The organism is Streptomyces glaucescens, assembly GCF_000761215.1.
Taxonomy (GTDB): Bacteria; Actinomycetota; Actinomycetes; order Streptomycetales; family Streptomycetaceae; genus Streptomyces; species Streptomyces glaucescens_B.
In genome coordinates this window covers 2,102,914-2,115,392 of sequence record NZ_CP009438.1, presented here as the reverse complement: position 1 = coordinate 2,115,392, position 12,479 = coordinate 2,102,914, and the positions used below count along the sequence as shown (strand labels likewise).

Genomic DNA, 12,479 nt, shown 5'->3' with positions numbered 1-12,479 from the left:
CCCGCGCGGGCGGAGAAGCGAACGGAGGCACACGGTGAACGGGCTGTCCACCGTCCTGATCGTGGTCGGGCTCTTCCTCGTCGGCGGCATCATCTCCTTCGCCAAGCAGAAGATGCCGACGAGTCTGATCGTCCTGCTCTCCATCGGCGCCGCGATGTGTCTCGTCGCGGGCGTCATGCGGCTGGAGGTGTGGAATTGAGCACCAAGAGCGTCGTGGTCTTCGACTACGGCTTCGGCAACGTCCGCTCCGCCGAGCGTGCCCTCGCCCGCACGGGAGCCGACGTCGAGATAACCCGTGACTTCGACAAGGCCATGAACGCGGACGGCCTGCTGGTGCCGGGCGTCGGCGCCTTCGCCGCCTGCATGCAGGGCCTGCGCGCCGCGCGCGGTGACTGGATCATCGACCGCCGGCTGTCCGGCGGGCGCCCCGTCATGGGCATCTGCGTGGGCATGCAGATCCTCTTCGCCCGCGGCATCGAGCACGGCGTGGAGGCCGAGGGCCTCGACGAGTGGCCCGGCGCGGTCGAGCCGCTCCAGGCGGACGTCGTGCCCCACATGGGCTGGAACACCGTCGACGCCCCGGCCGACAGCGAGCTGTTCGCGGGCCTGGACGCCGACGCCCGCTTCTACTTCGTGCACTCCTACGCCGTCCACGACTGGACGCTGGAGACCCACAACCCCGCGATCGCCGCGCCCAAGGTCACCTGGTCCACGCACGGCAGGCCGTTCGTGGCCGCCGTGGAGAACGGCGCCCTGTGGGCCACGCAGTTCCACCCCGAGAAGTCCGGCGACGCCGGCGCGCAGCTGCTCACCAACTGGATCGGAACCCTGTAGAGACATGGCCAAGCTCGAACTGCTCCCCGCCGTCGACGTCCGCGACGGCCAGGCCGTCCGCCTCGTGCACGGCGAGTCCGGCACCGAGACCTCCTACGGCTCCCCGCTGGAGGCCGCCCTCGCCTGGCAGCGGTCGGGCGCCGAGTGGCTGCACCTGGTCGACCTGGACGCGGCCTTCGGCACCGGCGACAACCGTGAGCTGATCGCCGAGGTCGCCGTGCGCATGGCGGAACTGGACATCAAGGTCGAGCTGTCCGGCGGCATCCGCGACGACGCCTCGCTGGCCGCCGCGCTCGCCACCGGCTGCACCCGCGTCAACCTCGGCACGGCCGCCCTGGAGACCCCGGAGTGGGTCGCCAGGGTCATCGCCGAGCACGGCGACAAGATCGCGGTGGGCCTGGACGTACGGGGCACCACCCTGCGCGGCCGGGGCTGGACCCGCGACGGCGGCGACCTCTACGAGACGCTGGACCGCCTCGACAAGGAGGGCTGCGCGCGGTACGTCGTCACCGACATCGCCAAGGACGGCACCCTCCAGGGCCCCAACCTGGAGCTGCTGAGGAACGTCTGCGCGGCCACCGACCGCCCGGTCGTGGCCTCCGGCGGCGTGTCCTCCCTGGACGACCTGCGGGCCATCTCCGAGCTGGTCCCCCTCGGTGTCGAGGGCGCCATCGTCGGGAAGGCGCTGTACGCGAAGGCGTTCACCCTGGAAGAGGCCCTGGAGGCAGTGTCGTCATGACGTCGTCCGAAGCCGTGCGGCGAGTGCAGAGCGGAAGTCCCTGGGAAGAGTCCTTCGGTTTCGCACGCGCCGTCGCGGCGGGCGACCGCGTCCTGGTGGCGGGCACCACGTCCTTCAAGGGGACGGTGCTCCACGGCGAGGGCGACCCGTACGAACAGGCCAAGGTGGCCTTCACCAGCGCCCTGGAGGCGATCGGTGAGTTCGGGCTCGGCGCCGAGTCCGTGGTCCGCACCCGCATGTACCTGACGCACGCCCGGGACGTGGACGAGGTGGGCCGCGCCCACCGGGAAATCTTCGGCACGGTGCGGCCGGTGTCCACCCTCCTCGTCGTGGAGGGCTTCGTGGACCCGCGCATCCTGGTCGAGGTCGAAGTAGAGGCATTCAGAGGAGCCGAGCAGTCATGACCCTGGCGGTCCGAGTCATCCCCTGCCTGGACGTGGACAACGGCCGGGTCGTCAAGGGCGTCAACTTCCAGAACCTGCGCGACGCGGGCGACCCCGTCGAGATGGCGAAGGTGTACGACGCCGAGGGCGCAGACGAGCTGACGTTCCTGGACATCACCGCGTCCTCGGGCAACCGCGAGACGACCTACGACGTGGTGCGCCGCACCGCCGAGCAGGTGTTCATCCCGCTCACGGTCGGCGGCGGCGTCCGCACGGCCGACGACGTGGACCGGCTGCTGCGCGCCGGCGCGGACAAGGTCGGCGTCAACACGGCGGCGATCGCCCGCCCCGACCTGATCCGCGAGATCGCCGAACGCTTCGGCCGGCAGGTCCTGGTGCTGTCGGTGGACGCGCGGCGGACGGAGGGCGGGTCCTTCGAGGTGACCACGCACGGCGGCCGCAAGGGCACCGGCATCGACGCCGTCGAGTGGGCGCACCGGGCCGCCGAACTGGGCGCGGGCGAGATCCTGCTGAACTCGATGGACGCCGACGGCACCAAGGACGGCTACGACCTGGAGATGATCCGGGCCGTCCGCAAGCACGTCACGGTCCCCGTGATCGCCTCCGGCGGCGCCGGCCGGCTCGGGCACTTCCCGCCCGCCATCGAGGCGGGCGCGGACGCCGTCCTCGCCGCCTCCGTCTTCCACTTCGGCGACCTGCGGATCGGCGAGGTCAAGCAGACCCTGCGGGAGGCCGGCCACCCGGTGCGGTGACGCGCCGCCGGGCCGGGCCCCCGCGGCCGCTCAGATGCCGAGCTGCTTGCTGCCGTGCAGGCGTTCGATCGCGTCCGCGTCGCCGTCCAGGTCGACCTTGGCGGCGCTCTGCCGGCCGTAGAGGAACAGCAGCAGCTCGGAGGGCTCGCCGGTCACCGTCACCACCGGGGTGCCCCGGTGCGCGACCACCGTCTGGCCGTCGGGGCGGCGCAGCACCAGGCCGGTCGGGGCGCCGCGGCCCATCAGCCGGGCCGTGCGCTCCGTCCGGGACCACAGGGTGTCCTGGAACACCGGGTCCAGCACCCGCGCCGTCCAGTCGCGCTGGGCCCGCCGGACGTCCTCCGCGTGGACGTAGAACTCCACCGTGTTCGACATCTCGTCGAGCTGCTTCAGGGAGAACGGCGAGAAGCGCGGCGGTCCCGTGCGGATGAGCTGGATCAGTTCCTCGTACGGTTTCGCCGTGAACTCCTCCATGGCCTTCTCCAGGCGCGGCGCGAGCTGCTTGACCAGCAGACCGCCGGCCGCGTCGGGGCGGCGCTCGCGCACCACTACGTGCGCGGCCAGGTCCCGGGTCCGCCAGCCCTCGCACAGGGTGGGAGCCTCGGGGCCCGCGGTTTCCAAGAGGTCGGCGAGAAGGAGCCGTTCACGCTTGGCAAAGGTCGACATGCCGTCAGCCTACGACCGGGTAGCCCGTCCGCCCACCCGTCACCCGGCCACCGTCCGCCCCGGCGGGGGTGTCCCGCGCCCCGTGCCCATCTGGTGGACGCGGCTCCGTGAGCGCCGGCGGCGCGCGGCACAATGGCCCCATGACCAGCACGCCTCCACCCAGCAGTCCCAGCGGCCTGGACCCCGAGATCGCGGCGCGCCTCAAGCGCAGCGCGGACGGTCTCGTGCCCGCCATCGCCCAGCAGTACGACACCGGGGAGGTGCTGATGCTGGGCTGGATGGACGACGAGGCGCTGCACCGCACGCTGACCACCGGCCGCTGCACCTACTGGTCCCGCAGCCGCCAGGAGTACTGGGTCAAGGGCGACACCTCCGGCCACTACCAGTGGGTGAAGTCCGTCGCGCTGGACTGCGACGCGGACACCGTGCTGGTCAAGGTCGACCAGGTCGGCGCCGCCTGCCACACCGGCGCGCGCACCTGCTTCGACGCGGACGTGCTGTCGCAAGACCTTCGGGACGCCGGCGCACCGGCCGCGAATCAGTAGGGTCGGCGGCCATGGACCTCGAGACGTTCCGCAAGCTCGCCACCGACCGCCGGGTCATCCCCGTCACCCGCAAGCTCCTCGCCGACGGCGACACCCCGGTCGGGCTCTACCGCAAGCTCGCCGCCGAGCGCCCCGGCACCTTCCTCCTGGAGTCCGCGGAGAACGGCCGCTCCTGGTCCCGCTACTCCTTCGTGGGCGTCCGCTCCGCGGCGACCCTCACCGAGCGCGACGGCCGGGCCCACTGGCTGGGCGCCCCGCCGGTCGGCGTCCCGGTCGACGGCGACCCGCTCGCCGCGCTGCGCGCCACCATCGAGGCGCTGCACACCCCGCACCAGGAGGGCCTGCCGCCCTTCACCGGGGGCATGGTCGGCTACCTCGGCTACGACATCGTGCGGCGGCTGGAGAAGATCGGCCCCGGCGAGCGCGACGACCTGCGCCTGCCCGAACTGACCATGCTCCTCACCAGCGACCTCGCGGTGATGGACCACTGGGAGGGCTCGGTCCTGCTGATCGCCAACGCGATCAACCACAACGACCTGGACACCGGCGTCGACGAGGCCTGGGCGGACGCGGTCGCCCGCCTCGACGCCATGGAGGCGGACCTGTCCCGCGCGGTCGCCCAGCCGCCCGCCGTCCTGCCGCCGTCCGAGCTGCCGGAGTACACCGCGCTGTGGGGCGGCGCCGAGTACCAGGCGGCCGTCGAGGACATCAAGGAGCGCATCCGCGCGGGCGAGGCCTTCCAGGTGGTGCCCTCGCAGCGGTTCGAGACGCCGTGCACGGCGAGCGCCCTGGACGTGTACCGGGTGCTGCGGGCCACCAACCCGTCGCCGTACATGTACCTGTTCCGGTTCCCCTGCGGGGACGGGGACGCCTTCGACGTCGTCGGCTCGTCGCCCGAGGCGCTGGTCAAGGTCGAGGACGGGCGGGCCATGCTGCACCCCATCGCCGGCACCCGGCACCGGGGCGCCACCCCGCAGGAGGACCAGGCCCTCGCCGAGGAGCTGCTCGCCGACCCCAAGGAGCGCGCCGAGCACCTGATGCTCGTCGACCTGGGCCGCAACGACCTGGGGCGGGTCTGCGAACCCGGCTCGGTCGAGGTCGTCGACTTCATGTCCGTCGAGCGGTACTCGCACGTGATGCACATCGTCTCCACGGTCACCGGCCGGGTCGCCGCCGGCCGTACCGCCTTCGACGTGCTGACCGCCTGCTTCCCGGCCGGCACGCTCTCCGGCGCCCCCAAGCCGCGCGCCATGCAGATCATCGACGAGCTGGAGCCGTCCCGGCGCGGCCTGTACGGCGGCTGCGTCGGCTACCTCGACTTCGCGGGCGACTCCGACACCGCCATCGCCATCCGCACCGCGCTGCTGCGCGACGGCACCGCCTACGTCCAGGCGGGCGCCGGAGTCGTCGCCGACTCCGACCCGGTCGCCGAGGACACCGAGTGCCGCAACAAGGCCGCCGCGGTCCTGCGCGCCGTGCACACCGCCAACCGGCTCGGCGCGTAGGGCACGGATCACGTGCGCCCCGGGTGCCGGTCCGCCCGGGGTTCAGGCGATAGTGGAGTACGTGACTGCCGTACCTGACCCCCGTCCCGAAGCCGCACGACCCTCCCGGGCCGGGCGCCGGAGCCTCGCCGTGGCGCTGCTGTGCGGCGCCCTCGGCGCGGCCGTGGTGCTCCTCGCCACCCGCCAGCAGTGGTCGGAGGGGACCGCGACGGTGGCCGGCGGCTCCTTCCCGCTGACCGCCAAGGGCAGCGACGTCACCGGCGTCCCCGCGGCCCTGGCCGTCGTGGGCCTCGCCGCGCTCGTCGCCGTCTTCGCCGTCCGCCGCGCCGGCCGTCTCGTGGTCGCCGCGCTGCTCACGCTGTCCGGCGCCGGCATCGCCGTGGCCGCCCTGTCCGGCGCGTCGGACACCGCGGCGCTCGACGAGCAGGCCGCCCGCGCCTCCGGCGACACCTCGGCCGGTGTGCACGCGCTCAGCCACACCGCGTGGCCGTACGCGGCGGCCGTCGGCGGCGCGTTCATCCTGTGCGCCGGACTGCTCGCCCTGCGCTACGGCCGCCTCTGGCCCGCCATGTCCGGCCGCTACGAGCGCTCCGGCGCCGCCCGCCCGCGCCGTACCGCCCCGGCCGCCGACCCGGACCGGCCCGAGGACCTGTGGAAGGCCCTGGACCGCGGCGAGGACCCCACCGGCACCGGCCCGGCCTGACGGCCGGGGCCCGGATCCGGCCGGCCCGGGCCGGGTGTGGCGTAAGAGACGCGACCCGGGGGCCACCCCGGTGCGCGCGTACGGGACAATGGACGCGAGCGTCAGGCTCACACACGTACACGGCTACGAGGAGCAAGCAATGGCGGACAGCAGCCACGGGCACGGTCACACCCCGGCCGCCTGGACCGGTGTCATCATCGCCTTCATCGGTTTCACCGTCGCGGGTGCCTTCATGGTGATGGCCAACCCGGTGGGCTTCTGGGGCGGCATGGCCATCGTGGTCCTCGGCGGTGTCGTGGGCGGCGTGATGCGCGCCATGGGCATGGGCATGCCGAAGGCGCAGCCCCTGAAGATGGCGGACGGCGCCGCCCCGGCGAAGCAGAAGGCCGCCGCGGCGACGCGCGAGCCGGTCGCCGCCGAGAGCTGACCCCGCCCGGCACGGCACCACAGCGATCCCGTGGAGGGGCGGCCGTCCGGCCGCCCCTCACGCGCGTCCGCGCCCCGCGCGGGGCACAATGCGAGACGTGACCCCCGACCCCCGGGCGGCGACCCCCGCCCGCCGCACCACGGCACGGGCCGCGGCCCGGCCGGCCGTGCCCGCCGGGGTGCTCGCGGCCGTCGCCGCGGCCTTCGCCTACGTCGGCGCCGTGGACCCCAACGAGCCCGGCCACTACCCCGCCTGCCCGCTGCTGCGGCTGACCGGCCTGTACTGCCCCGGCTGCGGCGGGCTGCGCAGCGCGCACGCCCTGGTGCACGGCGATCTGCCGGCCGCCCTCCAGGCGAACGCAGTGGCGGTCGCCGGGTACGCGCTGTTCGCCGTGGCGTGGACCGTATGGGTGGTCCGCGCGGTCCGCGGCCGTCCGTTCCGCGTCGACCCGCGGCCCGCCCACCTGTGGGCCGCCGGCGCGTTGGTGCTGGTCTTCACCGTTGTCCGGAATCTGCCGTTCGGCGGCTGGCTGCATCCTTGATCACCACGCCGGTGTCCAGGTAGTGGGACCGGCGTCAACCGGATGCGAGGCCTTCGCCTTTTCCGGATACCATCGCCATGACCAATAGGTTCCGACCGACCGCTGTGACAGTCAGCCGACTGGAAGGGGGCCGCTCGCGTGAGTGTGCTCGACGAGATCATCGACGGAGTCCGTGCCGACCTCGCGGAACGGCAGGCGCGCGTCAGCCTCGACGAGCTCAAGGAGCGCGCGGCGAAGGCTCCCGCGGCCAAGGACGGGGTGGCCGCGCTCAGGGGCGACGGCGTCAAGGTGATCTGCGAGGTGAAGCGTTCCAGCCCGTCCAAGGGCGCGCTCGCCGCGATCGCCGACCCCGCGGGCCTCGCCGCGGACTACGAGGCGGGCGGCGCGGCCGTCATCTCGGTCCTCACCGAGGAGCGCCGCTTCGGCGGCTCGCTCGCCGACCTGGAGGCGGTCCGCGCGCGCGTGGACATCCCCGTCCTGCGCAAGGACTTCATCGTCACCTCCTACCAGCTCTGGGAGGCCCGCGCCTACGGTGCCGACCTCGCCCTGCTGATCGTCGCCGCCCTCGACCAGCCGGCCCTGGAGTCGCTGATCGAGCGAGCCGTCTCCATCGGCCTGACCCCGCTCGTCGAGGTCCACGACGAGGACGAGGTCGAGCGCGCGGTCGACGCGGGCGCCAAGGTCATCGGCGTCAACGCGCGCAACCTGAAGACGCTGGAGGTCGACCGCGGCACCTTCGAGCGGGTGGCGCCGGAGATCCCGGACAGCATCGTCAAGGTCGCCGAGTCCGGCGTCCGCGGCCCGCACGACCTGATCGCCTACGCCAACGCCGGCGCCGACGCGGTCCTGGTCGGCGAGTCGCTGGTCACGGGCAAGGACCCGAAGACGGCCGTCGCCGACCTGGTGGCCGCGGGCGAGCACCCGGCACTCCGGCACGGCCGGGGCTGAGGTTTCGCTAGGCTGACCGACGATGACGTACGCACTCACCGCGCCGATGGCCCGGGACCCGTACGCCCGCCTCGCGCGCGGCTGCCGGCCCCGTGGCTGCCGTGCCCCCGCCCGCCGGGTGCACGGCCGCCGGGTGCGGTACGTCATCGGTGACGAGCCCGGGCAGGTCAACGGCCGCCGATGGCAGCGCCCCCCTCAGGGGCGCGGGGGCTCAGGCTGACGCACGGCTCCACCGCGTGGCGCGACCCGCCACGACGGCCGGGGCAGCGGACCGGCCGCCTCCGCCCCCACGGCGACAGTGTCTTTTCACCACACTCACCGTGAGGCTCACGCATGCCCAGCAACTTCTTCGTCCCCGACCCCGAAGGCCAGGTCCCGAATCCGGACGGCTACTTCGGCGCGTTCGGCGGCAAGTTCATCCCGGAGGCCCTCGTCGCGGCGGTCGACGAGGTGGCCGTCGAGTACGACAAGGCCAAGAACGACCCGGAGTTCGCCCGCGAGCTGGACGAACTCCTCGCCGACTACACGGGCCGCCCCTCGGCGCTCACCGAGGTCCCCCGCTTCGCCGCGGAAGCGGGCGGCGCCCGCATCTTCCTCAAGCGCGAGGACCTGAACCACACCGGCTCACACAAGATCAACAACGTGCTCGGCCAGGCGCTGCTCACCAGGCGCATGGGCAAGACCCGCGTCATCGCCGAGACCGGCGCCGGCCAGCACGGCGTCGCCACGGCGACCGCCTGCGCGCTCTTCGGCCTCGACTGCACCATCTACATGGGCGAGGTCGACACCCGTCGCCAGGCCCTCAACGTCGCCCGGATGCGCATGCTCGGCGCCGAGGTCATCGCCGTGAAGTCGGGCAGCCGCACCCTCAAGGACGCCATCAACGAGGCGTTCCGCGACTGGGTCGCCAACGTCGATCACACCCACTACCTGTTCGGCACCGTCGCGGGCCCGCACCCCTTCCCGGCCATGGTCCGCGACTTCCACCGGGTCATCGGCGTCGAGGCCCGCCGCCAGCTATTGGAGCGCGCCGGACGCCTGCCCGACGCCGCGATCGCCTGCGTCGGCGGCGGCTCCAACGCCATCGGCCTGTTCCACGCCTTCATCCCCGACGAGTCCGTCCGCCTGATCGGCTGCGAGCCGGCCGGGCACGGCGTGGAGAGCGGCGAGCACGCGGCCACCCTGACCGCGGGCGAGCCCGGCATCCTGCACGGCTCCCGCTCCTACGTCCTCCAGGACGAGGAGGGCCAGATCACCGAGCCGTACTCGATCTCCGCCGGCCTGGACTACCCGGGCATCGGCCCCGAGCACTCCTACCTCAAGGACACCGGCCGCGCCGAGTACCGCGCGGTCACCGACGACGCTGCCATGCAGGCACTGCGCCTGCTGTCCCGCACCGAGGGCATCATCCCGGCCATCGAGAGCGCCCACGCCCTGGCCGGCGCCCTGGAGGTCGGCCGGGAACTCGGCGAGGACGGGCTGATCGTGGTCAACCTGTCCGGCCGCGGCGACAAGGACATGGACACCGCCGCGCGCTACTTCGGCCTGTACGACACCGACGCCGAGGTCGCCGAGGACGCCTCCGGCACCGCCGAGATCGAGGGGGACGCCAAGTGAGCGGGAACATCCGGCTGCTGACCGACACGCTCGCCGCGGCGAAGGCCGAGGGCCGCGCCGCGCTCATCGCCTACCTCCCGGCCGGGTTCCCGACCGTGGACGGCGGCATCGACGCGGTCAAGGCCGTCCTGGACGGCGGCGCGGACGTGGTCGAGGTCGGTCTGCCGCACAGCGACCCGGTCCTGGACGGCCCGGTCATCCAGACCGCCGACGACATCGCCCTGCGCGGCGGCGTGAGAATCGCCGACGTCATGCGCACGGTCCGCGAGGCGTCCGCGGCCACCGGCAAGCCGGTGCTCGTCATGACGTACTGGAACCCCGTCGACCGCTACGGCGTCGAGCGGTTCACCGCCGAGCTGGCCGAGGCGGGCGGCGCCGGCTGCATCCTGCCCGACCTGCCGGTGCAGGAGTCCGCCCTGTGGCGGGAGCACGCCGAGAAGCACGGGCTCGCGACTGTGTTCGTGGTGGCGCCCAGCAGCAAGGACAAGCGGCTGGCCGAGATCACCGCGGCCGGCAGCGGCTTCGTGTACGCCGCCTCCCTGATGGGGGTCACGGGTACCCGCGAGTCGGTCGGCACGCAGGCGCAGAACCTGGTGGAGCGCACCCGCGCCACCACCGGACTGCCGGTCTGCGTGGGCCTCGGCGTCTCCGACGCCGCGCAGGCCGCCGAGGTCGCCGGGTTCGCCGACGGGGTGATCGTCGGCTCGGCCTTCGTCAAGCGGATGCTGGACGCCCCCGACCACGCGGCCGGCGTGGAGGCCGTCCGGGCGCTCGCGGGCGAGCTGGCGAAGGGCGTGCGCGGACAGGCGTAGCGGACGGGGAGTGACGCACCCGGTCGTCGTGCCGATCGCTCGAACGGGTGGTCTCGGAGCCGGGGAGGCGCGCTGCGCCTCCCCGGTTCGTTCTGCGGGGTGTGAGCGAGAAAAACCGTGACGGAAAGCGCACTGCCCGGGAACGGCTGGCGGCGGAGCGCGAGAAGCAGAAGGCCGCGGAGAGGCGGCGCCGGGGGCTGATCGTGGGCGCGAGCGTCGTCTGCGTGCTGGGCCTCGCGGCGGTGATCGGCGTGGTCGCCGCGAACGCGGGCAAGGACGACGGCGGTGACAACGCGGGCCCGGTCGTGGCGCCCTCGGGGGCCAACGGCGAGGACAGCCTGGTCATCCCGGTCGGCGAGAGCGGCGCGAGGTCGACGCTCACCGTCTGGGAGGACTTCCGCTGCCCGGCCTGCAAGTCGTTCGAGAGCACCTACCGCTCGACGATCCACGAGCTGACGGACGCCGGCCAGCTCAAGGTGGAGTACCGGCTGGCCACGATCATCGACGGGAACATGGGCGGCAGCGGCTCCCGCACGGCCGCCAACGCCGCGGCCTGCGCCCAGGACGCCGGGAAGTTCGTCGAGTACCACGACGTGCTGTTCGCCGAACAGCCCCCCGAGACCGACGACGCGTTCGCCCGGACGGACAAGCTCATCGAGCTGGCGGGCAAGGTCGACGGCCTGGACACTCCCGCGTTCCGCACCTGTGTCGAGGACGGCACGCACGGCGCCTGGGTCGACAAGTCGGCCCAGGCCTTCAACAAGGGCGGCTTCAGCGGCACCCCGACCGTGCTGCTGAACGGCCAGAACATCTACCGGGACCAGACGATGACCCCGGCCAAGCTCAAGCAGCAGGTGCAGGAGGCCGCCAAGGGATGACACCGGGCACCGGCCCGTTATGGACCCGTAGCCGGGCCGCCCCGCGCCGGGCCGGTCCGGCACGGTAGCGTCGACCCTGCCATGGAACTTGCCTACATTCCCAGCCCGTCGCGCGGGGTGATCCACCTCGGCCCCATTCCGCTGCGCGGCTACGCGTTCTGCATCATCATCGGTGTCTTCGTTGCCGTCTGGCTCGGCAACAAGCGGTGGATCGCCCGCGGCGGGAGGGCCGGCACGGTCGCCGACATCGCTGTCTGGGCGGTGCCGTTCGGCCTGATCGGCGGCCGGCTGTACCACGTCATCACGGACTACCAGCTGTACTTCAGCGAGGGCCGTGACTGGGTGGACGCCTTCAAGATCTGGGAGGGCGGCCTCGGCATCTGGGGCGCGATCGCGTTCGGCGCGCTCGGCGCGTGGATCGGCTGCCGTCGCCGCGGCATCCCGCTGCCCGCCTACGCCGACGCCGTCGCGCCCGGCATCGCCTTCGCCCAGGCGATCGGCCGCTGGGGCAACTGGTTCAACCAGGAGCTGTACGGGCGCGAGACCGACCTGCCGTGGGCGCTGCACATCACCTCCACCGCCGACGGCCGGATGCCCGGGTACTACCACCCGACGTTCCTGTACGAGTCGCTGTGGTGCGTGGGCGTGGCGCTGCTGGTGATCTGGGCGGACCGGCGCTTCAAGCTGGGACACGGCCGCGCCTTCGCGCTGTACGTCGCCGCGTACTGCGCGGGCCGGTTCTGGATCGAGTACATGCGCGTCGACGACGCCCACCACTTCCTGGGCCTGCGGCTGAACAACTGGACCGCGCTGGTCGTCTTCCTGCTCGCCGTGGTCTACATCGTGGTGTCCGCGAAGAAGCGGCCGGGCCGGGAGGGCGTGGTGGAGCCGGGTGCCCAGCCGTCCGACGGCGGCACGCAGGACGAGTCCCCGGAGGCCGGCGACGAGCCCGGCGCGGAGAAGGGCGAGAAGCCGGGCGACGCCGGGCGGGCGGATCACTCCACCGGGGACGAGAAGGCCGGGGGACGGGACGCCGCGGACGAGACCGAGTCGGCGAAATAGGGCCGGCGCCGGTCCCGTACGTCACCGAGGGCGCCCGGCGGATCTC

Annotated in this window: 17 protein-coding genes; 16 read left to right on the top strand and 1 reads right to left on the bottom strand. The window is 73.2% G+C overall.

The genetic code is table 11. The annotated features are described in order from the left end of the window. Nucleotides 1–34 precede the first annotated feature (34 nt). From SGLAU_RS35615 to hisF, 5 genes are read left to right on the top strand one after another with little or no spacing between them, the layout of a single operon-like run. Entirely contained in the window at nt 35–199 is a 165-nt protein-coding gene (locus SGLAU_RS35615) for a hypothetical protein (protein ID WP_043500011.1), read from the top strand. Continuing rightward, the gene (gene hisH / locus SGLAU_RS09175; RefSeq protein WP_099052782.1) at nt 190–834 is read left to right on the top strand and encodes an imidazole glycerol phosphate synthase subunit HisH; all 645 of its coding nucleotides are present in this window, start codon (nt 190–192) and stop codon (nt 832–834) included. The genes SGLAU_RS35615 and hisH overlap by 10 nt, the downstream gene beginning before the upstream one ends. A 4-nt stretch (nt 835–838) precedes the next feature. Continuing rightward, a complete protein-coding gene (priA, locus tag SGLAU_RS09170; RefSeq protein ID WP_043500008.1) occupies nt 839–1,573 on the top strand; it encodes a bifunctional 1-(5-phosphoribosyl)-5-((5-phosphoribosylamino)methylideneamino)imidazole-4-carboxamide isomerase/phosphoribosylanthranilate isomerase PriA in 735 nt (244 codons plus the stop codon). Then, entirely contained in the window at nt 1,570–1,977 is a 408-nt protein-coding gene (locus SGLAU_RS09165) for a RidA family protein (RefSeq protein WP_043500007.1), read from the top strand. Before priA ends, SGLAU_RS09165 begins: the two co-directional genes overlap by 4 nt. After that, nucleotides 1,974–2,729: an imidazole glycerol phosphate synthase subunit HisF gene (hisF, locus tag SGLAU_RS09160; protein WP_043500004.1), complete on the top strand. Its 756-nt coding sequence runs from the start codon at nt 1,974–1,976 to the stop codon at nt 2,727–2,729. Before SGLAU_RS09165 ends, hisF begins: the two co-directional genes overlap by 4 nt. Nucleotides 2,730–2,759: 30 nt before the next feature. Here the strand turns inward: hisF and SGLAU_RS09155 are convergent, their stop codons facing one another. Further along, a complete protein-coding gene (locus SGLAU_RS09155; RefSeq protein WP_043500002.1) occupies nt 2,760–3,395 on the bottom strand; it encodes a TIGR03085 family metal-binding protein in 636 nt (211 codons plus the stop codon). 140 nt (nt 3,396–3,535) lie between these two features. On the opposite strand from SGLAU_RS09155, the gene hisI reads away from it, so the two are divergent. From hisI to lgt, 11 genes are all read left to right on the top strand, one after another. Next, a complete protein-coding gene (gene hisI, locus SGLAU_RS09150; protein ID WP_043500000.1) occupies nt 3,536–3,940 on the top strand; it encodes a phosphoribosyl-AMP cyclohydrolase in 405 nt (134 codons plus the stop codon). Between the two features lie 11 nt (nt 3,941–3,951). After that, entirely contained in the window at nt 3,952–5,445 is a 1,494-nt protein-coding gene (locus SGLAU_RS09145; RefSeq protein ID WP_043499998.1) for an anthranilate synthase component I, read from the top strand. A gap of 52 nt (nt 5,446–5,497) precedes the next feature. Next, nucleotides 5,498–6,148, top strand: a complete 651-nt coding sequence (locus SGLAU_RS09140) for a TIGR02234 family membrane protein (protein ID WP_043499996.1) — start codon at nt 5,498–5,500, stop codon at nt 6,146–6,148. A gap of 139 nt (nt 6,149–6,287) precedes the next feature. Then, entirely contained in the window at nt 6,288–6,575 is a 288-nt protein-coding gene (locus tag SGLAU_RS09135; protein WP_043499994.1) for an HGxxPAAW family protein, read from the top strand. A gap of 88 nt (nt 6,576–6,663) precedes the next feature. Continuing rightward, nucleotides 6,664–7,116, top strand: coding sequence for a DUF2752 domain-containing protein (locus tag SGLAU_RS09130; RefSeq protein ID WP_043499992.1), 453 nt, complete (start codon nt 6,664–6,666; stop codon nt 7,114–7,116). Nucleotides 7,117–7,254: 138 nt separating this feature from the next. After that, on the top strand, nt 7,255–8,064 hold the full coding sequence (gene trpC / locus SGLAU_RS09125) for an indole-3-glycerol phosphate synthase TrpC (RefSeq protein ID WP_043499990.1): 810 nt from the start codon (nt 7,255–7,257) through the stop codon (nt 8,062–8,064). 22 nt (nt 8,065–8,086) lie between these two features. After that, complete coding sequence (gene trpM, locus SGLAU_RS33460; RefSeq protein WP_078957646.1) at nt 8,087–8,284, top strand: tryptophan biosynthesis modulator TrpM; 198 nt, start codon at nt 8,087–8,089, stop codon at nt 8,282–8,284. Nucleotides 8,285–8,397: 113 nt separating this feature from the next. Continuing rightward, nucleotides 8,398–9,681, top strand: coding sequence for a tryptophan synthase subunit beta (gene trpB / locus SGLAU_RS09120; RefSeq protein WP_043499988.1), 1,284 nt, complete (start codon nt 8,398–8,400; stop codon nt 9,679–9,681). Then, nucleotides 9,678–10,493 (top strand): tryptophan synthase subunit alpha, encoded by an 816-nt coding sequence (trpA, locus tag SGLAU_RS09115; protein WP_043499987.1) that lies wholly within the window; start codon nt 9,678–9,680, stop codon nt 10,491–10,493. Before trpB ends, trpA begins: the two co-directional genes overlap by 4 nt. Nucleotides 10,494–10,594: 101 nt before the next feature. Further along, nucleotides 10,595–11,371, top strand: a complete 777-nt coding sequence (locus tag SGLAU_RS09110) for a DsbA family protein (RefSeq protein WP_043499985.1) — start codon at nt 10,595–10,597, stop codon at nt 11,369–11,371. A gap of 81 nt (nt 11,372–11,452) precedes the next feature. Beyond that, nucleotides 11,453–12,433 carry a prolipoprotein diacylglyceryl transferase gene (lgt, locus tag SGLAU_RS09105; RefSeq protein ID WP_043499983.1) on the top strand — a complete coding sequence of 327 codons (981 nt, stop codon included), beginning with the start codon at nt 11,453–11,455 and terminating at the stop codon, nt 12,431–12,433. Nucleotides 12,434–12,479 lie beyond the last annotated feature (46 nt).

Excerpts from the sequence above, each read along its gene's own strand:
- SGLAU_RS09155 (WP_043500002.1), bottom strand. The coding sequence starts at position 3,395 with ATGTCGACCTTTGCCAAGCGTGAACGGCTCCTTCTCGCCGACCTCTTG.
- SGLAU_RS09135 (WP_043499994.1), top strand. The coding sequence starts at position 6,288 with ATGGCGGACAGCAGCCACGGGCACGGTCACACCCCGGCCGCCTGGACC.
- SGLAU_RS09165 (WP_043500007.1), top strand. The coding sequence starts at position 1,570 with ATGACGTCGTCCGAAGCCGTGCGGCGAGTGCAGAGCGGAAGTCCCTGG.
- hisI (WP_043500000.1), top strand. The coding sequence starts at position 3,536 with ATGACCAGCACGCCTCCACCCAGCAGTCCCAGCGGCCTGGACCCCGAG.
- SGLAU_RS09145 (WP_043499998.1), top strand. The coding sequence starts at position 3,952 with ATGGACCTCGAGACGTTCCGCAAGCTCGCCACCGACCGCCGGGTCATC.
- SGLAU_RS09130 (WP_043499992.1), top strand. The coding sequence starts at position 6,664 with ATGCGAGACGTGACCCCCGACCCCCGGGCGGCGACCCCCGCCCGCCGC.
- trpB (WP_043499988.1), top strand. The coding sequence starts at position 8,398 with ATGCCCAGCAACTTCTTCGTCCCCGACCCCGAAGGCCAGGTCCCGAAT.
- priA (WP_043500008.1), top strand. The coding sequence starts at position 839 with ATGGCCAAGCTCGAACTGCTCCCCGCCGTCGACGTCCGCGACGGCCAG.
- trpM (WP_078957646.1), top strand. The coding sequence starts at position 8,087 with ATGACGTACGCACTCACCGCGCCGATGGCCCGGGACCCGTACGCCCGC.
- hisF (WP_043500004.1), top strand. The coding sequence starts at position 1,974 with ATGACCCTGGCGGTCCGAGTCATCCCCTGCCTGGACGTGGACAACGGC.
- lgt (WP_043499983.1), top strand. The coding sequence starts at position 11,453 with ATGGAACTTGCCTACATTCCCAGCCCGTCGCGCGGGGTGATCCACCTC.